The sequence below is a fragment of the Pseudomonas fragi genome (assembly GCF_025426255.1).
GTDB classification, from domain to species: Bacteria; Pseudomonadota; Gammaproteobacteria; order Pseudomonadales; family Pseudomonadaceae; genus Aquipseudomonas; species Aquipseudomonas kulmbachensis.
On record NZ_CP104861.1, the window covers coordinates 494,907 to 520,013 of the forward strand.

Here is a 25,107-nt window from a genome sequence, read left to right on the forward strand (position 1 = left end):
GCGTATATCAGCCGTATGCCGGCCAGAACTTGTAATTAGTCCCTGATCTTGTATCGTTGGTTCCCTTTGAATTTGAGCCTTACGGGTCTGATATGAAGTCGGTTGAAGAGCAGCTAGCGCTAATAAAGCGGGGTGCCGAAGAGGTACTGGTCGAGTCTGAATTGGTCGAGAAACTCAAGCGCGGCCAGCCGTTGCGTATCAAGGCCGGATTCGACCCGACGGCGCCCGATCTGCACTTGGGTCATACCGTGCTCATCAATAAGCTGCGCCAGTTCCAGGAACTGGGCCATCACGTGATCTTCCTTATAGGTGACTTCACCGGGATGATCGGTGATCCGAGCGGCAAGAGTGCAACGCGTCCACCGTTGACGCGCGAGCAGGTCCTTGCGAACGCGGAGACTTATAAGACTCAGGTGTTCAAGATCCTTGATCCGGCGAAAACCGAGGTGGCATTCAACTCCACCTGGATGGATCAAATGGGTCCTGCCGATTTCATTCGTCTGACGTCCCAATACACCGTTGCTCGCATGCTTGAGCGCGATGACTTTGATAAGCGCTACACCACTAATCAGCCTATCGCTATCCATGAGTTTCTTTATCCGTTGGTGCAAGGGTATGACTCGGTCGCATTGAAGGCCGACGTTGAGTTGGGTGGTACTGATCAGAAGTTCAACTTGCTGATGGGGCGTGAGCTGCAGCGTGGCTACGGTCAGGAAGCGCAGTGCATTGTGACGATGCCTCTGCTTGAAGGGTTGGATGGTGTCAAGAAGATGTCCAAGTCCCTGGGTAACTATGTGGGTATCCAGGAAGCGCCGGGGGTGATGTACAGCAAGCTGGTGTCTATTCCTGATGTATTGATGTGGCGTTACTTCGAGCTGTTGAGCTTTCGCTCGATGGACGAAATCATTGCTTTCAAGGCTGAGGTCGAGGCGGGGGCTAATCCGCGCGATATCAAGATCAAGCTGGCTGAAGAAATTGTTGCTCGTTTCCATGGTGAAGAGGCAGCAGCTAATGCTCATCGTGGTGCCGGTAACCGGATGAAAGATGGCGAGCTGCCAGAAGATCTGCCAGAGATCGAACTGACGGCTGCTGAAGACATGCCTATTGCAGCTGTCCTTAATAAGGCGGGCTTGGTGAAGAACTCTGCGGTGGCGCGAGATCTGCTTGGTTCGGGTGGTGTGCGTATAGATGGTGAGGTGGTTGATCGCACCTATATATATGCACTGGGTTCCACTCACGTTTGCCAGGCCGGGAAGAAGGCTTTTGCACGAATCACGCTAAAAGCTGAATAAACCGGATGTTAGTGCTGGACGGCGCATTTTATTAGCCTATAATGCGCCCACTTCCGGCGCAGTCGAAACGGAAAACTCCTTGGGTTTCAATGAGTTGGATTGGTTTTCGGCAGTGTCAGCTTCAAGTCATCGAAGCAGGAAATGAGGTGTTGACAGCAGCGTGTAACGCTGTAGAATTCGCCTCCCGCTAACGAGAGATCGAAAGCGCAAGTGGTTGATGTTACAAAGGAAACTTTGAAAACATCTTAAAATAACCGCTTGACAGCAACAGAGGCTGCTGTAGAATGCGCGCCTCGGTTCAGCGAAAGCTAACCAACCGCTCTTTAACAACTGAATCAAGCAATTCGTGTGGGTGCTTGTGGAGTCAGACTGATAGTCAACAAGATTATCAGCATCACAAGTTACTCCGCGAGAAATCAAAGATGTAACCAACGATTGCTGAGCCAAGTTTAGGGTTTCTTAAAAACCCAAAGATGTTTGAACTGAAGAGTTTGATCATGGCTCAGATTGAACGCTGGCGGCAGGCCTAACACATGCAAGTCGAGCGGTAGAGAGAAGCTTGCTTCTCTTGAGAGCGGCGGACGGGTGAGTAATACCTAGGAATCTGCCTGATAGTGGGGGATAACGTTCGGAAACGGACGCTAATACCGCATACGTCCTACGGGAGAAAGCAGGGGACCTTCGGGCCTTGCGCTATCAGATGAGCCTAGGTCGGATTAGCTAGTTGGTGAGGTAATGGCTCACCAAGGCTACGATCCGTAACTGGTCTGAGAGGATGATCAGTCACACTGGAACTGAGACACGGTCCAGACTCCTACGGGAGGCAGCAGTGGGGAATATTGGACAATGGGCGAAAGCCTGATCCAGCCATGCCGCGTGTGTGAAGAAGGTCTTCGGATTGTAAAGCACTTTAAGTTGGGAGGAAGGGCAGTTACCTAATACGTGACTGTCTTGACGTTACCGACAGAATAAGCACCGGCTAACTCTGTGCCAGCAGCCGCGGTAATACAGAGGGTGCAAGCGTTAATCGGAATTACTGGGCGTAAAGCGCGCGTAGGTGGTTTGTTAAGTTGAATGTGAAATCCCCGGGCTCAACCTGGGAACTGCATCCAAAACTGGCAAGCTAGAGTATGGTAGAGGGTAGTGGAATTTCCTGTGTAGCGGTGAAATGCGTAGATATAGGAAGGAACACCAGTGGCGAAGGCGACTACCTGGACTGATACTGACACTGAGGTGCGAAAGCGTGGGGAGCAAACAGGATTAGATACCCTGGTAGTCCACGCCGTAAACGATGTCAACTAGCCGTTGGGAGTCTTGAACTCTTAGTGGCGCAGCTAACGCATTAAGTTGACCGCCTGGGGAGTACGGCCGCAAGGTTAAAACTCAAATGAATTGACGGGGGCCCGCACAAGCGGTGGAGCATGTGGTTTAATTCGAAGCAACGCGAAGAACCTTACCAGGCCTTGACATCCAATGAACTTTCTAGAGATAGATTGGTGCCTTCGGGAACATTGAGACAGGTGCTGCATGGCTGTCGTCAGCTCGTGTCGTGAGATGTTGGGTTAAGTCCCGTAACGAGCGCAACCCTTGTCCTTAGTTACCAGCACGTAATGGTGGGCACTCTAAGGAGACTGCCGGTGACAAACCGGAGGAAGGTGGGGATGACGTCAAGTCATCATGGCCCTTACGGCCTGGGCTACACACGTGCTACAATGGTCGGTACAAAGGGTTGCCAAGCCGCGAGGTGGAGCTAATCCCATAAAACCGATCGTAGTCCGGATCGCAGTCTGCAACTCGACTGCGTGAAGTCGGAATCGCTAGTAATCGTGAATCAGAATGTCACGGTGAATACGTTCCCGGGCCTTGTACACACCGCCCGTCACACCATGGGAGTGGGTTGCACCAGAAGTAGCTAGTCTAACCCTCGGGAGGACGGTTACCACGGTGTGATTCATGACTGGGGTGAAGTCGTAACAAGGTAGCCGTAGGGGAACCTGCGGCTGGATCACCTCCTTAATCGACGACATCAGCTGCTCCATAAGTTCCCACACGAATTGCTTGATTCACTGTAAAAGACGGTAGAAGCCACTTAAGTTGTACGGCTTCTCTATCGTAAAGCTTAGAAATGAACATTTTCTCGAAAGAGAGTGAATGTTGATTTCTGATCTTTTGATTAGATCGTTCTTTAAAAATTTGGGTATGTAATAGAAAGTTAGACTGGATAACACTTTCACTGGTGTTTATTCAGGCTAAGGTAAAATTTGTGAATAAGTTCTTAATTGAACATGCGAATTTTCGGCGAATGTCGTCTTCATAGTATAACCAGATTGCTTGGGGTTATATGGTCAAGTGAAGAAGCGCATACGGTGGATGCCTTGGCAGTCAGAGGCGATGAAAGACGTGGTAGCCTGCGAAAAGCTTCGGGGAGTCGGCAAACAGACTTTGATCCGGAGATGTCTGAATGGGGGAACCCACCTAACATAAGTTAGGTATCTTAAGCTGAATACATAGGCTTAAGAAGCGAACCAGGGGAACTGAAACATCTAAGTACCCTGAGGAAAAGAAATCAACCGAGATTCCCTTAGTAGTGGCGAGCGAACGGGGACCAGCCCTTAAGCTGTATTGATGTTAGCGGAACGCTCTGGAAAGTGCGGCCATAGTGGGTGATAGCCCTGTACGCGAAAACATCTTTGCAGTGAAATCGAGTAGGACGGAGCACGAGAAACTTTGTCTGAATATGGGGGGACCATCCTCCAAGGCTAAATACTACTGACTGACCGATAGTGAACTAGTACCGTGAGGGAAAGGCGAAAAGAACCCCGGAGAGGGGAGTGAAATAGATCCTGAAACCGTATGCGTACAAGCAGTGGGAGCCTACTTTGTTGGGTGACTGCGTACCTTTTGTATAATGGGTCAGCGACTTATTTTCAGTGGCAAGCTTAACCGAATAGGGGAGGCGTAGCGAAAGCGAGTCTTAATAGGGCGTCTAGTCGCTGGGAATAGACCCGAAACCGGGCGATCTATCCATGGGCAGGTTGAAGGTTGGGTAACACTAACTGGAGGACCGAACCGACTACCGTTGAAAAGTTAGCGGATGACCTGTGGATCGGAGTGAAAGGCTAATCAAGCTCGGAGATAGCTGGTTCTCCTCGAAAGCTATTTAGGTAGCGCCTCATGTATCACTGTAGGGGGTAGAGCACTGTTTCGGCTAGGGGGTCATCCCGACTTACCAAACCGATGCAAACTCCGAATACCTACAAGTGCCGAGCATGGGAGACACACGGCGGGTGCTAACGTCCGTCGTGAAAAGGGAAACAACCCAGACCGTCAGCTAAGGTCCCAAAGTTATGGTTAAGTGGGAAACGATGTGGGAAGGCTTAGACAGCTAGGAGGTTGGCTTAGAAGCAGCCACCCTTTAAAGAAAGCGTAATAGCTCACTAGTCGAGTCGGCCTGCGCGGAAGATTTAACGGGGCTCAAACCATACACCGAAGCTACGGGTATCACTTAGGTGATGCGGTAGAGGAGCGTTCTGTAAGCCTGTGAAGGTGAGTTGAGAAGCTTGCTGGAGGTATCAGAAGTGCGAATGCTGACATGAGTAACGATAATGGGTGTGAAAAACACCCACGCCGAAAGACCAAGGTTTCCTGCGCAACGTTAATCGACGCAGGGTTAGTCGGTCCCTAAGGCGAGGCTGAAAAGCGTAGTCGATGGAAAACAGGTTAATATTCCTGTACTTCTGGTTATTGCGATGGAGGGACGGAGAAGGCTAGGCCAGCTTGGCGTTGGTTGTCCAAGTTTAAGGTGGTAGGCTGGAATCTTAGGTAAATCCGGGATTCTAAGGCCGAGAGCTGATGACGAGTTAACTTTTAGTTAACGAAGTGGTTGATGCCATGCTTCCAAGAAAAGCTTCTAAGCTTCAGGTAACCAGGAACCGTACCCCAAACCGACACAGGTGGTTGGGTAGAGAATACCAAGGCGCTTGAGAGAACTCGGGTGAAGGAACTAGGCAAAATGGCACCGTAACTTCGGGAGAAGGTGCGCCGGTGAGGGTGAAGCATTTACTGCGTAAGCCCACGCCGGTCGAAGATACCAGGCCGCTGCGACTGTTTATTAAAAACACAGCACTCTGCAAACACGAAAGTGGACGTATAGGGTGTGACGCCTGCCCGGTGCCGGAAGGTTAATTGATGGGGTTAGCTAACGCGAAGCTCTTGATCGAAGCCCCGGTAAACGGCGGCCGTAACTATAACGGTCCTAAGGTAGCGAAATTCCTTGTCGGGTAAGTTCCGACCTGCACGAATGGCGTAACGATGGCGGCGCTGTCTCCACCCGAGACTCAGTGAAATTGAAATCGCTGTGAAGATGCAGTGTATCCGCGGCTAGACGGAAAGACCCCGTGAACCTTTACTATAGCTTTGCACTGGACTTTGAATTTGCTTGTGTAGGATAGGTGGGAGGCTTTGAAGTGTGGACGCCAGTCTGCATGGAGCCAACCTTGAAATACCACCCTGGCAACTTTGAGGTTCTAACTCAGGTCCGTTATCCGGATCGAGGACAGTGTATGGTGGGTAGTTTGACTGGGGCGGTCTCCTCCTAAAGAGTAACGGAGGAGTACGAAGGTGCGCTCAGACCGGTCGGAAATCGGTCGTAGAGTATAAAGGCAAAAGCGCGCTTGACTGCGAGACAGACACGTCGAGCAGGTACGAAAGTAGGTCTTAGTGATCCGGTGGTTCTGTATGGAAGGGCCATCGCTCAACGGATAAAAGGTACTCCGGGGATAACAGGCTGATACCGCCCAAGAGTTCATATCGACGGCGGTGTTTGGCACCTCGATGTCGGCTCATCACATCCTGGGGCTGAAGCCGGTCCCAAGGGTATGGCTGTTCGCCATTTAAAGTGGTACGCGAGCTGGGTTTAGAACGTCGTGAGACAGTTCGGTCCCTATCTGCCGTGGACGTTTGAGATTTGAGAGGGGCTGCTCCTAGTACGAGAGGACCGGAGTGGACGAACCTCTGGTGTTCCGGTTGTCACGCCAGTGGCATTGCCGGGTAGCTATGTTCGGGAAAGATAACCGCTGAAAGCATCTAAGCGGGAAACTTGCCTCAAGATGAGATCTCACTGGAACCTTGAGTTCCCTAAAGGGCCGTCGAAGACTACGACGTTGATAGGTTGGGTGTGTAAGCGCTGTGAGGCGTTGAGCTAACCAATACTAATTGCCCGTGAGGCTTGACCATATAACACCCAAGCAATTTGCGCCCTTGAATACAAGAGCCTGCAAGTTGCGGTGTGTGAAGACGATACAAACCGAAAGTTTGCGACTCACAAAACACCACTCTATTACATACCCATTCGCTGGAGCGTAAGCCGAAAGGCAAACGACCTGGCTACCGAATTTCTTGACGACCATAGAGCATTGGAACCACCTGATCCCATCCCGAACTCAGTAGTGAAACGATGCATCGCCGATGGTAGTGTGGGGTTTCCCCATGTGAGAGTAGGTCATCGTCAAGATTAAATTCCAAACCCCCTGTCTGCTCACGCAGACAGGGGGTTTGTTTTTGGGCCGAGAAAAGTTGCGGCTAGCGCTGCGCTCTGATTATCAAGGTTTCGCTTTAGTCGTGTTCTGGTTTGCAAGGAGCCACAGGGTTTCTATGCAATCGCACTGCTCATGGCTATTATGCGTGCCTCATTGTGAGGCGATACTTGCATGCTGACGTTGTTGAAACTCTTAAGAGACGGTCGATTCCATTCAGGGCAAGCACTTGGGGCTGCGCTTGGCGTTAGTCGCAGTGCTATATGGAAGCAGCTCCAGCACCTGGAGTCCGACTTGAATTTATCAATTCATAAGGTTCGTGGTCGTGGCTATCAGCTGGCTGCACCGCTTGAGCTCCTTGAGCAGGATCAATTGGCCGCCAGTCCTTGGCCTGTCTCAATTCATCACTCGTTAGATTCCACTAATGCTGAGGCTCTGCGCGCGGTTGACCGTGGTGTAACTGCGCCCTTTGTGGTTCTGGCTGAGCGGCAAACTGCGGGGAGAGGTCGTCGGGGCCGTAAGTGGGTGAGCCCTTTCGCAGAGAATATTTACTACAGCCTGGTTCTTCGGATGGACGGGGGGATGCGTCAGCTCGAGGGGCTCAGTCTAGTGGTTGGCCTGGCAGTGCTGAATGCGCTCAGGGATGTTGGTGTTTCAGGCGTAGGTCTCAAGTGGCCAAATGATGTCCTGGTGGGCAATAAGAAAATTGCCGGCATCTTGCTTGAGCTCGTCGGAGATCCGGCCGACGTATGTCATGTGGTTCTTGGTATAGGCATCAACGTCAACATGAGAGTGGCCAGTGAGGTTGATCAGGCGTGGACTTCTGTTTTTCTGGAGTCCGGGGCTGCGGTAAACCGGAATGTATTGGTTTCGCGGCTAAACGATAGTCTGCTCATGTATCTCAAGCGCCATGAAGTCTCGGGTTTTTCGGCTATACAGGCGGAGTGGGAGCAAAATCATTTGTGGCAAGGTCGTGAAGTATCCTTGATTGCTGGAGTGCACCGAGTGGACGGTACAGTCTTGGGTATTGATCAGCAGGGTGCGCTACGTATGAGAGTTGAGGGTGAGGAGAAAGTGTTCAGTGGCGGCGAGCTTAGTCTGAGGTTGCGCCATGATTCTTGAGATGGACTGCGGTAATAGCTTTATTAAGTGGCGTGCTCTCGATGGCGCAGTTGTCGTGAGTGGCGGGGTTGTTGATTCTGATGCGGGGCTGGTAGCCGCAATATTGGCTGCTCCTGCACTGTGTTTGACGCATTGCCGGCTGGTTAGTGTGCGTAGTGATGATGAAACATCAAGTCTAGTCGCATCGATTGCCGCAACGTTTGGTGTTGCGGTGGAGTGCGCAAAGCCAGCCAAGGCTGTTGCCGGGGTTCGCAACGGATATGAGGAGTTTGCCCTGCTGGGCCTGGATCGCTGGCTGGCTGTGGTTGGTGCTTTTGAGTTGGCGAAAAGTGCGTGTCTGGTTCTGGATTTCGGTACGGCGGTAACGGCAGATTTTGTTACATCCGACGGACAGCATCTAGGTGGTTTTATATGCCCAGGAATGCCATTGATGCGCGACCAGTTGCGCACGCACACCCGGCGAATCAGATATGACAACTTGTCGGCGGAACAGGCATTGCTCCAGCGCACCCCGGGCCGTACGACGGTTGAGGCTGTAGAGCGTGGTTGCTTGCTCATGATGAGGGGATTTGTTTTGACTCAACTGGAGTTGGCGCGTGAGTATTGGGGGCAGGATTTTGAGGTTTTTCTCACGGGTGGTGATGCAAGCCTGGTGAGGGATATGGTGCCTGATGCGCGTTTGGTTCAAGACCTTGTATTTGTCGGTTTGGCGGTAGTTTGTCCCCTTCCTTGAGGTTCCTATGCGTTGGCTGTTTCTGCTGCTGGTTGTTCTGAATATTTTTTATTACGTATGGCATCAGCAAGAGGCGCCGCTTAGGGCCAAGGAGGTTGTTTCCTTGTCTTTGTATAAGGGGAGTCAGCAAGGTATACGGCTGCTCAGTGAGGCTCGGCCTCAGGTGGCTGGCAGTGATGTGCAGGGAGCGCATGTGGACGGTGTGGAGTGCTTCTATCTGAGTGGTATATCCGGTGAGGATCTCTTGCGAAGAGTGCAGCGCAGGCTTTCTGATATGGGTATGCAGTCCCTGCCGGCTGAAGCTGAGCGTAATGATTTGGTGGGATATGTACTCAAAATCACGTCGCAAAGCAGCGCGGCGGTGACTGAAACGGCTCTGCGTAACCTTGCCAATGAATTCAATGGGTTAAATTACAAAAAAATGCGCTGTGAGGGCTTGCAGGTACCCGATAGTTTGCATAGAATGGCGCCCGCTCCACAGTGAACGCCAAACAGGCTACTAGGTGTGAAGCGAGTCAAGTTGCTAACTTCCTGATTTAATTGAAGAAAGTGGTTGACATAAGGCTAGAATGATATAGAATTCTGCCTAGCTCTGGAGGGGTTCCCGAGCGGCCAAAGGGATCAGACTGTAAATCTGACGTCTACGACTTCGAAGGTTCGAATCCTTCTCCCTCCACCATATTTAAGCAAGAACAGCAAGATTTGCGGGTGTAGTTTAGTGGTAGAACCTTAGCCTTCCAAGCTAATGATGCGGGTTCGATTCCCGCCACCCGCTCCAGTCTCGCTGTTTGTGCGATGTGTTTTGCTCTTGTAGCTCAGTTGGTAGAGCACACCCTTGGTAAGGGTGAGGTCAGCGGTTCAAATCCGCTCAAGAGCTCCATATAACAAGGCAGATATGAAAATATCTGCCTTTGTTTTAACAGGTGCATAACCTGTCTGGGTGTTTGCTGGTGATACCTGTTTTGGGTGTTGCTGCCCTGGTTGGTTGTTACGGTGCAGGTAGCTCGCATTCTGCTACTCGCTGCAATTTTCTGCTTTGATAGGGTTGATTGCAAAAGTAATTGCATAGGTTGTTGAAAAGTCTCTCTCGTGTCGGCATAATCGGCGGCTCGATAATGTTTTAGGTCAGTAGCTCAATTGGCAGAGCGACGGTCTCCAAAACCGTAGGTTGGGGGTTCGATTCCCTCCTGACCTGCCAGATTCGCTCATTGCGTCTGGCTTTCTTTTCACAGGATCCTCTTAGATGACTCCCAAGGCTGAAGTTCAAGGCTCTCGCTTCGATCTCCTCAAGTGGCTTGTAGTGGTTGCTCTTGTGGTGGTTGGCGTTGTTGGGAATCAGTATTATTCTGGTTCGCCGATCCTGTATCGTGTCATTGCACTTCTTGTGATTGCTGCTGTTGCTGCCTATGTAGGCTTGCAGACGGCAAAAGGCAAGTCGTTCGCTGTCCTGGTAAAGGAAGCTCGTACTGAGATTCGTAAAGTCGTATGGCCAACTCGCCAAGAAACTACGCAGACCACGTTGATCGTGGTGGCTGTTGTTCTTGTTATGGCGTTGCTGTTGTGGGGTTTAGATTCCCTGCTCGGTTGGCTCGTTTCCTTGATTGTTGGCTAAGGGTGTCCCGTGGCTAAGCGTTGGTACGTAGTGCATGCTTATTCGGGTTACGAAAAGCATGTTATGCGCTCTTTGATTGAGCGTATTAAGCTGGCAGGCATGGAAGAAGGCTTCGGCGAAATTCTGGTTCCCACTGAAGAAGTGGTTGAAATGCGTAATGGCCAGAAACGCAAAAGCGAGCGCAAGTTCTTCCCTGGTTATGTGCTGGTTCAGATGGATATGAGCGAAGGTACTTGGCACTTGGTCAAGGACACTCCGCGCGTAATGGGCTTCATTGGTGGGACTGCCGACAAACCGGCTCCGATCACTGATAAAGAGGCAGAAGCAATTCTGCGTCGTGTTGCTGATGGTAGCGACAAGCCCAAGCCAAAAACACTATTCGAACCGGGCGAAGTTGTCCGTGTTACCGACGGTCCGTTTGCTGATTTTAACGGTACAGTCGAAGAAGTTAACTACGAAAAGAGCCGCATTCAAGTGGCGGTGCTCATTTTCGGTCGCTCTACTCCGGTAGAGCTAGAGTTTAGCCAGGTCGAGAAGGTCTAGTTAAACACGCATCCCAACCCCATGGCCTAGGCTGTGGGGTTTTGTCGTCACTGGGATAAACGCGCAAGTAACCGGGGAGCCTCTTTAGGCGCTTGAACCCGTAATTGGAGTGCCTCATGGCTAAGAAGATTACCGCTTACATCAAGCTGCAAGTGAAGGCCGCTCAGGCCAACCCAAGTCCACCCGTAGGCCCGGCTCTGGGTCAGCACGGCGTGAACATCATGGAATTCTGCAAAGCTTTCAACGCCCGTACTCAGGGTATTGAGCCAGGCCTGCCGACTCCAGTGATCATCACTGTATACAGCGACCGTAGCTTCACGTTCGAAACCAAGTCGACCCCTGCTTCGGTTCTGCTGAAGAAGGCTGCTGGTCTGACTAGCGGTTCCGCTCGTCCAAACACCGTTAAGGTTGGCACAGTAACTCGTGCTCAGCTGGAAGAAATCGCGAAAACCAAAAACGCGGATCTGACTGCAGCTGATATGGAAGCAGCCGTGCGTACTATCGCCGGTTCTGCTCGTAGCATGGGCCTTAACGTGGAGGGTGTGTAATGGCTAAGCTGACTAAGCGTCAAAAGGCAATCGCCGGTAAAATTGAAGCTGGCAAGTCTTACAACTTTGTAGACGCTGCTGCTTTGCTGGCTGAGCTGTCGACTGTAAAATTCAGCGAGTCTTTTGACATCGCCGTTAACCTGGGCGTAGACCCACGTAAATCTGACCAGGTTGTTCGTAGCGCTACTGTGCTGCCACACGGCACTGGCAAGACTGTACGTGTTGCTGTGTTCACTCAGGGTCCAGCTGCTGAAGCTGCTTTGGCTGCCGGTGCTGATCGCGTTGGTATGGACGACCTGGCTGCCGAAATGAAAGGCGGCGACCTGAACTATGACGTAGTTATTGCCTCCCCGGACGCAATGCGTGTTGTAGGTCAGTTGGGTCAGATCCTCGGCCCACGTGGTCTGATGCCTAACCCTAAGGTTGGTACTGTAACTCCAGACGTAGCCACCGCTGTTAAGAACGCGAAGGCTGGTCAGGTTCGTTATCGCACTGACAAAAACGGTATCATCCACACTTCCGTTGGCAAGGTCGGTTTCGACGCCGTCAAGCTGAAGGAAAACGTTGAAGCCCTGATCGCTGATTTGAAGCGTATCAAGCCAGCTTCTTCGAAAGGTATTTATGTTAAGCGCGTTACCCTGAGCACCACTATGGGCCCAGGCTTGGTCATCGACCAAGGTTCTTTGGACGCGTAAGACAAATTGGCGCGTTTTAACGCGTCAATGAAAGATTGGGGTCCCTGCCTGGCGGGGGCTATCCAAGACCGTAGGCGGCGCAAGCCTTAAACCTTAAGCCTACGCAGATGGTGCTCCCGGTTCCTTACCGAATCAGACACCAAAACGACATCCGGCTTCGGCCAGATGAAACGGTAACAAGCAGGAGTTAAACCCGTGGCAATTAAACTCGAAGACAAGAAGGCCATCGTCGCTGAAGTCAACGAGGCTGCCAAAGTTGCCCTGTCCGCTGTTGTGGCTGATGCCCGCGGTGTGACAGTAGGCGCTATGACCGGACTCCGTAAAGAGGCTCGTGAAGCTGGCGTTTACGTACGTGTTGTACGTAACACCCTGCTCAAGCGCGCTGTTGCTGACACTGAATACAGTGTTCTCAACGACGTGTTCACAGGCCCGACCTTGATCGCATTCTCCAACGAACATCCAGGCGCTGCTGCCCGTTTGTTCAAAGAGTTCGCTAAAGGTCAGGATAAGTTCGAGATCAAGGCAGCTGCGTTCGAGGGCAAGTTCCTCGCAGCTAATCAGATCGACGTACTGGCAAGTCTGCCGACCCGTGACGAAGCAATTTCTCAGCTGATGAGCGTGATTCAAGGCGCAACCAGCAAATTGGCTCGTACTCTGGCGGCCCTTCGCGACCAGAAAGAAGCTGCTGCAGCCTAAGGCTGAGCGACTCCTTTCAGCGTTTATTGTTTATTTCGATAGCCGCCTAGGCTGTCACCCCAATACAGGAATTTATAGTCATGTCTCTGACTACTCAAGAAATCATCGACGCAATCGGTTCGAAATCCGTTCTGGAAATCGTTGAGCTGATCAAGGCAATGGAAGAAGCATTCGGCGTTTCCGCTGCTGCTGCTTCTGCTGGTCCTGCTGCTGCCGCTGCTGTTGTTGAAGAGCAAACTGAATTCAACGTCATGCTGCTGGAAGCTGGCGAGAAGAAAGTTAACGTGATCAAGGCAGTTCGCGAGCTGACTGGTCTGGGCTTGAAAGAAGCCAAGGCAGTTGTAGACAGCGCTCCTAGCGTTGTTCTGGAAGCTGTTGCGAAAGACGCAGCTGACAAAGCCAAGGCTACCTTGGAAGAAGCAGGCGCTAAAGTCGAGCTGAAGTAAGCATCGACCTTGCGTCTCCAGCCCGGGCGTTAAGCCGAGGCTGATGGCTGGTGGCTCTTGCCACCGGCCTTTTTCCGTTATTGGCAGCCGACTAGGTCGGCGCCTCTAACGTGCTGTAACCACCCTGTGCGGTGGAGCAAACCAAGGGGTTTGCACGATTTTCTGGCTGCTCCCGTCGGGAGGGGCCAAACAAGCAGGTGACCAAGCTGGGGAACGCTGATGGCTTACTCATATACTGAGAAAAAACGTATCCGCAAGGACTTTAGCAAGTTGCCGGACGTCATGGATGTGCCGTATCTCTTGGCAATCCAGCTGGATTCGTATCGTGAATTCTTGCAGGCGGGAGCGACTAAAGATCAGTTCCGCGACGTGGGCCTGCATGCGGCCTTCAAATCCGTTTTCCCGATCATCAGCTACTCCGGCAATGCTGCGCTGGAGTACGTCGGTTATCGCTTGGGCGAGCCGGCGTTTGATGTCAAAGAATGCGTGTTGCGTGGCGTAACGTACGCCGTACCTTTGCGGGTAAAAGTTCGTCTGATCATTTTCGACAAAGAATCGTCGAACAAAGCGATCAAGGACATCAAAGAGCAAGAAGTCTACATGGGTGAAATCCCCCTGATGACTGAAAACGGTACCTTCGTAATCAACGGTACCGAGCGTGTAATTGTTTCCCAGCTGCACCGTTCCCCGGGCGTGTTCTTTGACCACGACCGCGGCAAGACGCACAGCTCCGGTAAGCTGCTTTATTCTGCGCGTATCATTCCTTACCGCGGTTCGTGGTTGGACTTCGAGTTCGATCCGAAAGACTGCGTGTTCGTGCGTATTGACCGTCGTCGCAAGCTGCCTGCATCGGTACTGCTGCGTGCGCTGGGTTATACCACTGAGCAAGTGCTGGACGCGTTCTACACCACCAACGTGTTCCACGTTCAGGGTGAGAGCATCAGCCTGGAGCTGGTTCCGCATCGTCTGCGCGGTGAAATCGCGGCCATCGATATCGTCGATGACAAAGGCAAGGTGATTGTTGAGCAGGGTCGTCGTATTACTGCTCGCCACATCAACCAGCTGGAAAAAGCCGGTATCAAAGAGCTCGTTATGCCTCTGGACTATGTCCTGGGTCGCACAACGGCCAAGGCTATCGTGCATCCGGCTACCGGCGAAATCATTGCTGAGTGCAACACCGAGCTGACCACTGAAATCCTGGCAAAAATTGCCAAGGGTCAGGTTGTTCGCATCGAAACGTTGTACACCAACGATATCGACTGCGGTCCGTTCGTTTCCGACACTCTGAAGATCGACTCCACCAGCAACCAATTGGAAGCGCTGGTCGAAATCTATCGCATGATGCGTCCAGGCGAGCCGCCAACCAAAGACGCTGCCGAGACTCTGTTCAACAACCTGTTCTTCAGCCCTGAGCGCTATGACCTGTCTGCGGTCGGCCGGATGAAGTTCAACCGTCGTATCGGTCGTACCGAGATCGAAGGTTCGGGCGTGTTGTGCAAAGAAGACATCGTTGCCGTACTGAAGACTCTGGTCGACATCCGTAACGGTAAAGGCATCGTCGATGACATCGACCACTTGGGTAACCGTCGTGTTCGCTGTGTAGGCGAAATGGCCGAGAACCAGTTCCGCGTTGGCCTGGTACGTGTTGAGCGTGCGGTCAAAGAGCGTCTGTCGATGGCTGAAAGCGAAGGCCTGATGCCGCAAGACTTGATCAACGCCAAGCCAGTGGCTGCAGCGGTGAAAGAGTTCTTCGGTTCGAGCCAGCTGTCTCAGTTCATGGACCAGAACAACCCGTTGTCCGAGATCACCCACAAGCGCCGTGTTTCTGCACTGGGCCCGGGCGGTCTGACGCGTGAGCGTGCAGGCTTCGAAGTTCGTGACGTACACCCGACTCACTACGGCCGTGTTTGCCCGATTGAGACGCCGGAAGGTCCGAACATTGGTCTGATCAACTCCTTGGCAGCCTATGCGCGCACCAACCAGTACGGCTTCCTCGAGAGCCCGTACCGTGTAGTGAAAGACGCACTGGTTACCGACGAGATCGTTTTCCTGTCTGCCATCGAAGAAGCTGATCACGTGATCGCTCAGGCTTCGGCCACGATGAACGACAAGAAAGTGCTGATCGACGAATTGGTAGCTGTTCGTCACTTGAACGAATTCACCGTCAAGGCGCCGGAAGACGTCACCTTGATGGACGTTTCGCCGAAGCAGGTTGTTTCGGTTGCAGCGTCGCTGATCCCGTTCCTGGAACACGATGACGCCAACCGTGCGTTGATGGGTTCCAACATGCAGCGTCAAGCTGTACCTACTCTGCGTGCTGACAAGCCGCTGGTTGGTACTGGCATGGAGCGTAACGTAGCTCGTGACTCCGGCGTTTGCGTCGTAGCTCGTCGTGGCGGCGTGATCGACTCTGTTGATGCCAGCCGTATTGTGGTTCGTGTTGCTGATGACGAAGTTGAAACTGGCGAAGCCGGTGTCGACATCTACAACCTGACCAAGTACACCCGCTCCAACCAGAACACCTGCATTAACCAGCGTCCGCTGGTTCGCAAGGGTGATCGTGTTCAGCGCAGCGACATCATGGCTGATGGCCCGTCCACCGATATGGGTGAACTGGCTTTGGGTCAGAACATGCGCATCGCGTTCATGGCCTGGAACGGTTACAACTTCGAAGACTCCATCTGCTTGTCGGAACGAGTTGTTCAAGAAGATCGCTTTACCACGATCCACATTCAGGAACTGACCTGTGTGGCACGTGACACCAAGCTTGGGCCTGAAGAGATCACTGCAGACATCCCTAACGTGGGTGAAGCTGCACTGAACAAACTGGACGAAGCCGGTATCGTTTATGTAGGTGCTGAAGTTGGCGCTGGCGACATTCTGGTTGGTAAGGTCACTCCGAAAGGCGAGACTCAACTGACGCCAGAAGAGAAGCTGTTGCGTGCAATCTTCGGTGAAAAAGCCAGCGACGTTAAAGACACTTCCCTGCGTGTACCTACCGGTACCAAAGGTACTGTTATCGACGTGCAGGTCTTCACTCGTGACGGCGTAGAGCGTGATGCTCGTGCCCTGTCGATCGAGAAGACCCAGCTGGACGAGATCCGCAAGGATCTGAACGAAGAGTTCCGTATCGTTGAAGGCGCCACTTTCGAACGTCTGCGCTCTGCACTGGTTGGCCGTATCGCCGAAGGTGGAGCTGGTCTGAAGAAAGGTCAGGAAATCACTAATGAAATCCTGGACGGTCTTGAGCATGGTCAGTGGTTCAAACTGCGCATGGCTGAAGATGCTCTGAACGAGCAGCTTGAAAAGGCTCAGGCTTACATCATCGATCGCCGTCGTCTGCTGGACGACAAGTTCGAAGACAAGAAGCGCAAACTGCAGCAGGGCGATGACCTGGCTCCAGGCGTGCTGAAAATCGTCAAGGTTTACCTGGCAATCCGTCGTCGCATCCAGCCGGGTGACAAGATGGCTGGTCGTCACGGTAACAAAGGTGTGGTCTCCGTGATCATGCCGGTTGAAGACATGCCGTACGATGCCAATGGCACCCCGGTTGATGTGGTCCTCAACCCGTTGGGCGTACCTTCGCGTATGAACGTTGGTCAGATTCTCGAAACTCACCTGGGCCTCGCAGCCAAAGGTTTGGGCGAGAAGATCAACCTCATGATTGAAGAGCAACGTAAGGTCGCTGACCTGCGTAAGTTCCTGCATGAGATCTACAACGAAATTGGCGGTCGTCAAGAAAGCCTGGACGACTTCTCCGATCAGGAAATTCTTGATCTGGCGAAGAACCTTCGCGGCGGTGTGCCGATGGCTACTCCGGTGTTCGACGGCGCCAAAGAAAGCGAAATCAAGGCAATGCTGCGCTTGGCAGATCTGCCGGACAGCGGCCAGATGGAACTGACTGACGGCCGTACCGGCAACAAGTTCGAGCGTCCGGTTACCGTTGGCTACATGTACATGCTGAAGCTGAACCACTTGGTAGACGACAAGATGCACGCTCGTTCTACCGGTTCTTACAGCCTGGTTACCCAGCAGCCGCTGGGTGGTAAGGCACAGTTCGGTGGTCAGCGTTTCGGGGAGATGGAGGTCTGGGCGCTGGAAGCCTACGGCGCGGCATACACTCTGCAAGAAATGCTCACAGTGAAGTCGGACGATGTGAACGGTCGTACCAAGATGTACAAAAACATCGTGGACGGCGATCACCGTATGGAGCCGGGCATGCCCGAGTCCTTCAACGTGTTGATCAAAGAAATTCGTTCCCTCGGCATCGATATCGATCTGGAAACCGAATAACACGTGACGCGAATCGAGAGCGGGGCTGTTTAGCCCGCTCTCTGCTCCGCCAGGAGGAAAGGCCTTGAAAGACCTACTGAATTTGCTGAAAAACCAGGGTCAAGTCGAAGAGTTCGACGCCATCCGTATTGGATTGGCATCGCCTGAGATGATCCGTTCGTGGTCGTTCGGTGAAGTTAAAAAGCCGGAAACCATCAACTACCGTACGTTCAAACCTGAGCGTGACGGCCTGTTCTGCGCCAAGATCTTTGGCCCGGTAAAGGATTACGAGTGCCTGTGCGGTAAGTACAAGCGCTTGAAGCACCGTGGTGTGATCTGTGAGAAGTGTGGCGTTGAAGTCGCACTGGCCAAGGTCCGTCGCGAGCGCATGGCTCACATCGAGCTGGCTTCGCCAGTTGCACACATCTGGTTCCTGAAATCGCTGCCGTCCCGTATCGGTTTGCTGATGGACATGACCCTGCGTGATATCGAACGCGTTCTCTACTTCGAGAGCTATGTCGTTATCGATCCAGGCATGACCACTCTGGAAAAAGGTCAGCTGCTGAACGATGAGCAGTATTTCGAAGCGCTGGAAGAGTTCGGCGACGATTTCGATGCCCGTATGGGTGCCGAAGCTGTCCGTGAACTGCTGCACGCTATCGACCTGGAACACGAGATTGGCCGTCTGCGCGAAGAGATTCCGCAAACCAACTCCGAAACCAAAATCAAGAAACTGTCCAAGCGCTTGAAGTTGATGGAAGCCTTCCTGGGTTCCGGCAACCTTCCTGAGTGGATGGTTCTGACCGTTCTGCCGGTTCTGCCGCCGGATCTGCGTCCTTTGGTTCCGTTGGATGGTGGTCGTTTCGCGACTTCCGACCTCAACGATCTGTATCGTCGAGTGATCAACCGTAACAACCGCTTGAAGCGCCTGCTTGATCTGTCCGCTCCGGACATCATCGTGCGCAACGAAAAGCGTATGTTGCAAGAAGCGGTCGACGCACTGCTCGACAACGGCCGTCGTGGTCGCGCTATTACCGGTTCGAACAAGCGCCCTCTGAAATCCTTGGCTGACATGATCAAGGGTAAGCAAGGTCGTTTCCGTCAGAACTTGCTCGGTAAGCGTGTTGACTACTCGGGTCGTTCGGTAATTACCGTAGGTCCGACCCTGCGTCTGCACCAGTGCGGTCTGCCGAAGAAAATGGCTCTCGAGCTGTTCAAGCCGTTCATTTTTGGCAAGCTGGAAATGCGTGGTCTCGCTACCACCATCAAAGCGGCCAAGAAGATGGTTGAGCGCGAGCTGCCGGAAGTTTGGGACGTTCTCGCTGAAGTTATCCGCGAACACCCGGTCCTCCTCAACCGTGCACCGACCCTTCACCGTCTGGGTATCCAGGCGTTTGAACCGGTACTGATCGAAGGTAAGGCTATCCAGCTGCACCCTCTGGTCTGTGCTGCGTACAACGCCGACTTCGACGGCGACCAAATGGCCGTGCACGTACCGTTGACACTGGAAGCCCAGTTGGAAGCGCGTGCGTTGATGATGTCGACCAACAACATTCTGTCGCCAGCCAACGGTGAGCCAATCATCGTTCCGTCGCAGGACGTTGTATTGGGTCTGTACTACATGACCCGTGAAGCGATCAACGCCAAGGGCGAAGGTCGTGTATTCGCTGACTTGCAAGAAGTTGACCGTGTATTCCGTGCTGGCGAAGCCGCACTGCATGCCAAGGTTAAAGTTCGCATCAGCGAAACCGTCAATGACCGTGATGGCGGCAGCGTGAGCAACACCCGTATCGTCGACACCACTGTCGGTCGTGCGCTGTTGTTCCAGGTTGTGCCAAAAGGTCTGTCGTACGACGTCGTCAACCTGCCGATGAAGAAAAAAGCGATCTCCAAGCTGATCAACCAGTGCTACCGCGTGGTTGGTTTGAAAGAGACCGTGATCTTCGCTGACCAGTTGATGTACACCGGTTTTGCTTATTCGACCATTTCCGGCGTTTCCATCGGTGTTAACGACTTCGTTATCCCTGATGAAAAAGCCAGCATCATCGCGGCTGCTACCGATGAAGTGAAAGAGATCGAAAGCCAGTACGCCTCCGGCCTGGTAACCCAGGGCGAGAAGTACAACAAAGTAATCGACCTTTGGTCGAAAGCTAACGACGAAGTATCCAAGGCAATGATGTCGAACCTCTCGAAAGAGAAGGTTATTGACCGTCACGGCGTTGAGGTTGAGCAAGAGTCGTTCAACTCGATGTACATGATGGCCGACTCCGGCGCGCGGGGTTCTGCTGCGCAGATCCGTCAGCTGGCCGGTATGCGTGGTCTGATGGCCAAGCCAGATGGCTCCATCATCGAAACGCCGATTACTGCGAACTTCCGTGAAGGTTTGAGCGTACTTCAGTACTTCATCTCTACTCACGGTGCTCGTAAGGGTCTGGCGGATACCGCCTTGAAAACTGCTAACTCCGGTTACTTGACGCGTCGTCTGGTAGACGTTGCGCAGGATCTGGTTGTGACCGAAGTCGACTGCGGGACCGAACACGGTCTGCTGATGACTCCGCACATTGAAGGCGGCGACGTTGTTGAGCCGTTGGGTGAGCGCGTACTGGGTCGAGTAATCGCCCGTGATGTGTTCAAGCCGGGTACCGATGACATCATCGTTCCTGCTGGCACCCTGGTAGACGAGAAGTGGGTTGAATTCATCGAGCTGAACAGCATCGACGAAGTTATCGTGCGCTCGCCTATCAGCTGCGAAACACGCTTCGGTATCTGCGCCAAGTGCTACGGTCGTGACTTGGCTCGTGGTCACCAGGTGAACATCGGTGAAGCTGTCGGCGTAATCGCTGCTCAGTCGATCGGTGAGCCGGGTACACAGCTGACAATGCGTACGTTCCACATCGGTGGTGCGGCAAGCCGGACCTCTGCTGCTGACAGCGTTCAGGTGAAGAATGGCGGTACTGTCCGTCTGCACAACCTGAAGCACGTTGAACGAGTGGATGGTTGCCTGGTAGCTGTATCGCGTTCCGGTGAGCTGGCCATCGCTGATGACTTCGGTCGTGAGCGTGAGCGTTACAAGCTGCCGTACGGCGCCGTGATTTCGGTTAAAGAAGGTGACAAGGTTGACGCTGGCTCGATCGTAGCCAAGTGGGATCCGCACACTCACCCAATCGTTACCGAAATGAAAGGTACCGTGACCTACGTGGGCATGGAAGAAGGCATCACGATCAAGCGTCAGACTGACGAATTGACCGGTATGACCAACATTGAAGTGCTTGATGCCAAAGACCGTCCAGCTGCCGGCAAGGACATCCGTCCAGCCGTGAAGATGGTGGGTGTAGATGGCAAGGATCTGCTGCTGCCAGGTACCGACGTACCAGCTCAGTACTTCCTGCCTGCTAACGCCTTGGTTGGTGTAGCGGATGGTGCGGAAATCGCGATCGGTGATGTTATCGCTCGTATTCCACAAGAAACTTCGAAAACTCGAGACATCACCGGTGGTTTGCCACGGGTTGCTGACTTGTTCGAAGCACGTCGTCCGAAAGAAGCCTCGATTTTGGCTGAAGTCAGCGGCACCATCGCGTTCGGTAAAGAAACCAAAGGCAAGCGCCGTCTGGTTATTACCCCGAACGACGGTACTGATCCGTACGAAGAGCTGATTCCAAAGTGGCGTCACCTGAACGTCTTCGAAGGCGAGCAAGTGAACCGCGGCGAAGTTATCTCCGACGGTCCAAGCGATCCGCACGATATCCTGCGTCTGCTGGGTGTCAGCGCGCTGGCCAAGTACATCGTTAACGAGATCCAGGATGTTTACCGTCTGCAAGGCGTAAAAATCAACGATAAGCACATCGAGACCATTCTGCGTCAGATGCTGCGTAAAGTTGAGATTGCCGAGTCTGGCGATTCCACCTTCATCAAGGGCGACCAGATGGAGTTGACCCATGTGTTGACCGAGAACGAACGTTTGGGTGGCGAAGATAAATTCGTATCCAAGTTCACTCGCGTTCTGCTGGGTATCACCAAGGCGTCGTTGTCGACTGAATCGTTCATCTCCGCGGCCTCTTTCCAAGAGACCACCCGCGTACTGACCGAAGCTGCGGTAACCGGCAAGCGCGATTACCTGCGCGGCCTGAAAGAAAACGTTGTCGTGGGTCGTTTGATCCCGGCAGGTACCGGTTTGGCATACCACAGCGAGCGTAAGCGCCGCCGTGAGGCTGACAAGCCGTTGCGCGTAAGCGCCAGTGAAGTGGAAGCTGCACTGACCGAAGCGCTGAACTCGAGCGGTAACTGAGTTCTGCGGTAAATGAAGGGTGGGCCCCGGCAGTTCCATTCATCGAATTGAGACATTTTGTCTGGGTTTGATGAGTGGAAGTGTCGGGGCCTTGCCTTGACTGGGGGCAAGATCCTCTTTAGACTCTTGTACCCCTAAATTTGGCGGGAATTCGTTCCTGCCATTTTGCTTTTCTTGCAAGACAATAGCGTCGCAAGACAACAGTGGAGCTAGTAGATGGCAACTATCAACCAGCTGGTACGTCAGCCGCGTAAGCGTATCGTCGAGAAATCCGACGTACCTGCGCTGCAAAACTGCCCGCAACGTCGTGGCGTATGCACCCGTGTGTATACAACTACGCCGAAAAAACCTAACTCGGCACTGCGTAAAGTATGTCGTGTGCGCCTGACCAACGGTTTCGAGGTTTCCTCGTACATCGGTGGTGAAGGTCACAACCTGCAAGAACACAGCGTGGTACTGATTCGTGGCGGTCGTGTAAAAGACTTGCCAGGTGTTCGTTATCACACCGTTCGCGGCTCTTTGGATACTTCCGGCGTTAAAGGTCGTAACCAAGGTCGTTCGAAGTACGGTACCAAAAAGCCGAAGTAGTATTCGGTTGCTGGTAAACAATGCAGATTTCTTTTTTTCTGAGTCGATAAGAGTAAGGTCGGACGTGCATCCACTGGGTGTAATGGTTCCGAGCTAACCTGAAGACCGTTTGAGGGCTTATCCATGCCAAGAAGACGCGTAGCAGCCAAGCGCGATGTGCTTGACGATCCAAAATACGGAAGCCAAATCCTGGCCAAGTTCATGAACCACGTGATGGAAAGCGGCAAAAAAGCCGTTGCCGAGCGTATCGTTTATGGCGCGCTGGAAAAGGTTAAAGAACGCAAGAACAGCGATCCCCTGGAAATCTTCGAGAAAGCTCTCGACGCCATCGCTCCGCTGGTCGAAGTGAAGTCGCGCCGTGTAGGCGGTGCTACTTACCAGGTTCCGGTCGAAGTTCGCCCGTCCCGTCGTAACGCCCTGGCAATGCGCTGGTTGGTAGACTTCGCCCGCAAGCGCGGCGAGAAGTCTATGGCTCTGCGTTTGGCTGGCGAACTGTTGGACGCTGCCGAAGGTAAAGGTGCTGCTGTTAAGAAGCGTGAAGACGTGCACCGTATGGCCGAAGCTAACAAAGCTTTCTCGCACTACCGCTTCTAATTTCAGCTTCACTAATTTTGCGAGGGCTTTATGGCTCGTACTACTCCGATTAGTCGCTACCGTAACATCGGTATCGTCGCTCACGTGGATGCTGGTAAAACCACCACCACCGAGCGCGTCCTTTTTTACACTGGCAAAAGTCACAAGATGGGCGAGGTGCATGACGGCGCCGCGACCACAGACTGGATGGTGCAGGAGCAGGAGCGTGGTATTACCATTACTTCTGCTGCTATTACCGCCTTCTGGAAAGGTTCTGCCAAGCAGTACAAAGATGAGCATCGCTTCAACGTAATCGATACCCCGGGCCACGTTGACTTCACTATTGAAGTTGAACGTTCCCTGCGTGTACTCGACGGCGCTGTCGTTGTGTTCTGTGGTACCTCGGGTGTTGAGCCTCAGTCGGAAACCGTATGGCGTCAAGCCAACAAATACGGCGTTCCACGTCTTGTTTACGTCAACAAGATGGACCGTGCTGGTGCGAACTTCCTGCGCGTTATTGAGCAGATCAAGAAGCGTCTGGGTCACACTCCGGTTCCAATCCAGCTGGCTATCGGTTCTGAAGACAACTTCCAGGGTCAGATTGATCTGATCAACATGGAAGCTGTGTACTGGAACGATGCTGACAAGGGTATGGTTCCTGTTCGCAAAGAAATTCCAGCTGAGCTGAAAGATCTTGCTGACGAGTGGCGCGACAACATGGTGCAGGCTGCGGCCGAAGCCAATGAAGAGCTGATGAACAAGTACCTCGAGGGTGAAGAATTCACCATCGCGGAAATCAAGGCCGCTCTGCGTCAGCGTACTATCGCTGGTGAGATCGTCTTGGCTGTTTGCGGTTCTTCCTTCAAGAACAAGGGTGTTCCCCTGGTTCTCGACGCCGTTATCGACTTCCTGCCAGCTCCGACTGATATTCCTGCCATCAAGGGTACTGACCCGGATGACGAGAGCATCGAACTGGAGCGTCATGCTGACGACAGCGAGCCGTTCTCGGCTCTGGCGTTCAAGATCGCTACCGACCCATTCGTGGGTACCTTGACCTTCGTTCGAGTTTACTCGGGCGTGTTGAACTCCGGCGACGGCGTAATCAACTCGGTTAAAGGCAAGAAAGAGCGCGTGGGTCGTATGGTGCAAATGCACGCAAACGCCCGTGAAGAAATCAAGGAAGTACGCGCTGGTGACATCGCGGCCTTGATCGGCATGAAGGACGTCACCACTGGTGAGACTTTGTGCAACGCTGACAAGCCAATCATTCTGGTTCGTATGGACTTCCCGGAGCCGGTTATTTCGGTTGCCGTTGAGCCTAAGACCAAGGATGACCAGGAAAAAATGGGTGTTGCACTGGGCAAACTTGCTCAGGAAGATCCATCTTTCCGCGTTAAAACTGATGAAGAGACTGGTCAAACGATCATCTCTGGCATGGGCGAGTTGCACCTGGACATCCTGGTTGACCGGATGCGCCGTGAGTTCAACGTCGAAGCCAACATCGGTAAGCCTCAGGTTTCGTATCGTGAGCGCATCACGAAGAAGTGTGAAATCGAAGGCAAGTTCGTTCGTCAATCCGGCGGTCGTGGCCAGTTTGGTCACTGCTGGATCCGTTTTGCACCTGCTGACGAAGGTCAGGAAGGTCTGCAGTTCGTGAACGAAGTGGTAGGTGGTGTGGTTCCTAAGGAATACATCCCGGCTATCCAGAAGGGTATCGAAGAGCAGATGAAGAACGGTGTTGTTGCCGGCTATCCGCTGATCGGCCTGAAGGCTACCGTGTTTGATGGTTCTTACCACGACGTCGACTCCAACGAGATGGCGTTTAAGGTGGCTGCTTCCATGGCTACCAAGCAACTGGCCTCCAAAGGTGGTGGTGAGCTGCTTGAGCCAATCATGGCGGTAGAGGTTGTTACACCTGAAGACTATATGGGTGACGTGATGGGCGACTTGAATCGTCGTCGCGGCATGATCCAGGGTATGGAAGATACGGTCTCCGGCAAAGTAATTCGTGCTGAAGTTCCGTTGGGTGAAATGTTCGGTTATGCGACCGACGTTCGTTCCATGTCCCAGGGTCGCGCAAGCTACTCTATGGAATTCAAAAAATACGATACAGCTCCGGCGCACATCGTCGAAACTGTTACTAAAAAACAAGGCTGATTTAGTTCAGT

15 protein-coding genes, 4 tRNA genes and 3 rRNA genes are annotated in these 25,107 nt (G+C 52.9%); all 22 read left to right on the forward strand.

Annotated features, from left to right (window positions below):
* Window positions 1-92 precede the first annotated feature (92 nt).
* The 22 genes from tyrS (at window position 93) to fusA (ending at window position 25,096) form a co-directional block, all read left to right on the forward strand.
* A complete protein-coding gene (gene tyrS, locus N7D90_RS02350; RefSeq protein ID WP_261740731.1) occupies window positions 93-1,292 on the forward strand; it encodes a tyrosine--tRNA ligase in 1,200 nt (399 codons plus the stop codon).
* Window positions 1,293-1,771: 479 nt separating this feature from the next.
* Window positions 1,772-3,308: ribosomal RNA gene (locus N7D90_RS02355) — 16S ribosomal RNA — on the forward strand.
* 327 nt (window positions 3,309-3,635) lie between these two features.
* A 23S ribosomal RNA gene (locus N7D90_RS02360) occupies window positions 3,636-6,527 on the forward strand.
* A gap of 161 nt (window positions 6,528-6,688) precedes the next feature.
* Window positions 6,689-6,804: ribosomal RNA gene (gene rrf / locus N7D90_RS02365) — 5S ribosomal RNA — on the forward strand.
* The 16S, 23S and 5S rRNA genes sit together here, the layout of an rRNA operon.
* 196 nt (window positions 6,805-7,000) lie before the next feature.
* A complete protein-coding gene (gene birA / locus N7D90_RS02370) occupies window positions 7,001-7,948 on the forward strand; it encodes a bifunctional biotin--[acetyl-CoA-carboxylase] ligase/biotin operon repressor BirA (RefSeq protein WP_261740732.1) in 948 nt (315 codons plus the stop codon).
* Window positions 7,938-8,681: a pantothenate kinase gene (locus N7D90_RS02375; protein WP_261740733.1), complete on the forward strand. Its 744-nt coding sequence runs from the start codon at window positions 7,938-7,940 to the stop codon at window positions 8,679-8,681. The genes birA and N7D90_RS02375 overlap by 11 nt, the downstream gene beginning before the upstream one ends.
* A gap of 7 nt (window positions 8,682-8,688) precedes the next feature.
* Window positions 8,689-9,165, forward strand: a complete 477-nt coding sequence (locus N7D90_RS02380) for a hypothetical protein (RefSeq protein ID WP_261740734.1) — start codon at window positions 8,689-8,691, stop codon at window positions 9,163-9,165.
* 110 nt (window positions 9,166-9,275) lie between these two features.
* A tRNA-Tyr gene (locus tag N7D90_RS02385) sits at window positions 9,276-9,360 on the forward strand.
* Between the two features lie 25 nt (window positions 9,361-9,385).
* Window positions 9,386-9,459, forward strand: a tRNA-Gly gene (locus tag N7D90_RS02390).
* Window positions 9,460-9,485: 26 nt separating this feature from the next.
* Window positions 9,486-9,561 (forward strand) — tRNA-Thr (locus N7D90_RS02395).
* A 242-nt stretch (window positions 9,562-9,803) separates the two neighbouring features.
* Window positions 9,804-9,879, forward strand: a tRNA-Trp gene (locus tag N7D90_RS02400).
* A gap of 45 nt (window positions 9,880-9,924) precedes the next feature.
* Window positions 9,925-10,293: a preprotein translocase subunit SecE gene (gene secE, locus N7D90_RS02405; RefSeq protein WP_016779165.1), complete on the forward strand. Its 369-nt coding sequence runs from the start codon at window positions 9,925-9,927 to the stop codon at window positions 10,291-10,293.
* A gap of 9 nt (window positions 10,294-10,302) precedes the next feature.
* Entirely contained in the window at window positions 10,303-10,836 is a 534-nt protein-coding gene (gene nusG, locus N7D90_RS02410; protein ID WP_003444397.1) for a transcription termination/antitermination protein NusG, read from the forward strand.
* A 116-nt stretch (window positions 10,837-10,952) separates the two neighbouring features.
* Entirely contained in the window at window positions 10,953-11,384 is a 432-nt protein-coding gene (gene rplK, locus N7D90_RS02415) for a 50S ribosomal protein L11 (protein ID WP_008008888.1), read from the forward strand.
* Entirely contained in the window at window positions 11,384-12,079 is a 696-nt protein-coding gene (rplA, locus tag N7D90_RS02420; RefSeq protein ID WP_261740735.1) for a 50S ribosomal protein L1, read from the forward strand. The genes rplK and rplA overlap by 1 nt, the downstream gene beginning before the upstream one ends.
* A gap of 195 nt (window positions 12,080-12,274) precedes the next feature.
* Window positions 12,275-12,775, forward strand: coding sequence for a 50S ribosomal protein L10 (gene rplJ, locus N7D90_RS02425; protein ID WP_003444392.1), 501 nt, complete (start codon window positions 12,275-12,277; stop codon window positions 12,773-12,775).
* Between the two features lie 80 nt (window positions 12,776-12,855).
* Window positions 12,856-13,221, forward strand: a complete 366-nt coding sequence (rplL, locus tag N7D90_RS02430) for a 50S ribosomal protein L7/L12 (protein ID WP_060696753.1) — start codon at window positions 12,856-12,858, stop codon at window positions 13,219-13,221.
* 219 nt (window positions 13,222-13,440) lie between these two features.
* The gene (rpoB, locus tag N7D90_RS02435) at window positions 13,441-17,514 is read left to right on the forward strand and encodes a DNA-directed RNA polymerase subunit beta (RefSeq protein ID WP_261740736.1); all 4,074 of its coding nucleotides are present in this window, start codon (window positions 13,441-13,443) and stop codon (window positions 17,512-17,514) included.
* A 64-nt stretch (window positions 17,515-17,578) separates the two neighbouring features.
* Window positions 17,579-21,778, forward strand: coding sequence for a DNA-directed RNA polymerase subunit beta' (rpoC, locus tag N7D90_RS02440; RefSeq protein WP_261740737.1), 4,200 nt, complete (start codon window positions 17,579-17,581; stop codon window positions 21,776-21,778).
* A 216-nt stretch (window positions 21,779-21,994) separates the two neighbouring features.
* Window positions 21,995-22,366, forward strand: coding sequence for a 30S ribosomal protein S12 (gene rpsL / locus N7D90_RS02445; RefSeq protein ID WP_002555494.1), 372 nt, complete (start codon window positions 21,995-21,997; stop codon window positions 22,364-22,366).
* Between the two features lie 123 nt (window positions 22,367-22,489).
* Window positions 22,490-22,960: a 30S ribosomal protein S7 gene (gene rpsG / locus N7D90_RS02450; protein ID WP_019824369.1), complete on the forward strand. Its 471-nt coding sequence runs from the start codon at window positions 22,490-22,492 to the stop codon at window positions 22,958-22,960.
* Between the two features lie 30 nt (window positions 22,961-22,990).
* On the forward strand, window positions 22,991-25,096 hold the full coding sequence (fusA, locus tag N7D90_RS02455) for an elongation factor G (RefSeq protein ID WP_261740738.1): 2,106 nt from the start codon (window positions 22,991-22,993) through the stop codon (window positions 25,094-25,096).
* Window positions 25,097-25,107 lie beyond the last annotated feature (11 nt).

Coding starts and splice junctions, on each gene's coding strand:
- N7D90_RS02380 (WP_261740734.1), top strand. CDS start 8,689: ATGCGTTGGCTGTTTCTGCTGCTGGTTGTTCTGAATATTTTTTATTAC.
- birA (WP_261740732.1), top strand. CDS start 7,001: ATGCTGACGTTGTTGAAACTCTTAAGAGACGGTCGATTCCATTCAGGG.
- secE (WP_016779165.1), top strand. CDS start 9,925: ATGACTCCCAAGGCTGAAGTTCAAGGCTCTCGCTTCGATCTCCTCAAG.
- rpsG (WP_019824369.1), top strand. CDS start 22,490: ATGCCAAGAAGACGCGTAGCAGCCAAGCGCGATGTGCTTGACGATCCA.
- rpsL (WP_002555494.1), top strand. CDS start 21,995: ATGGCAACTATCAACCAGCTGGTACGTCAGCCGCGTAAGCGTATCGTC.
- rpoB (WP_261740736.1), top strand. CDS start 13,441: ATGGCTTACTCATATACTGAGAAAAAACGTATCCGCAAGGACTTTAGC.
- tyrS (WP_261740731.1), top strand. CDS start 93: ATGAAGTCGGTTGAAGAGCAGCTAGCGCTAATAAAGCGGGGTGCCGAA.
- fusA (WP_261740738.1), top strand. CDS start 22,991: ATGGCTCGTACTACTCCGATTAGTCGCTACCGTAACATCGGTATCGTC.
- rplA (WP_261740735.1), top strand. CDS start 11,384: ATGGCTAAGCTGACTAAGCGTCAAAAGGCAATCGCCGGTAAAATTGAA.
- N7D90_RS02375 (WP_261740733.1), top strand. CDS start 7,938: ATGATTCTTGAGATGGACTGCGGTAATAGCTTTATTAAGTGGCGTGCT.
- rplL (WP_060696753.1), top strand. CDS start 12,856: ATGTCTCTGACTACTCAAGAAATCATCGACGCAATCGGTTCGAAATCC.
- rplK (WP_008008888.1), top strand. CDS start 10,953: ATGGCTAAGAAGATTACCGCTTACATCAAGCTGCAAGTGAAGGCCGCT.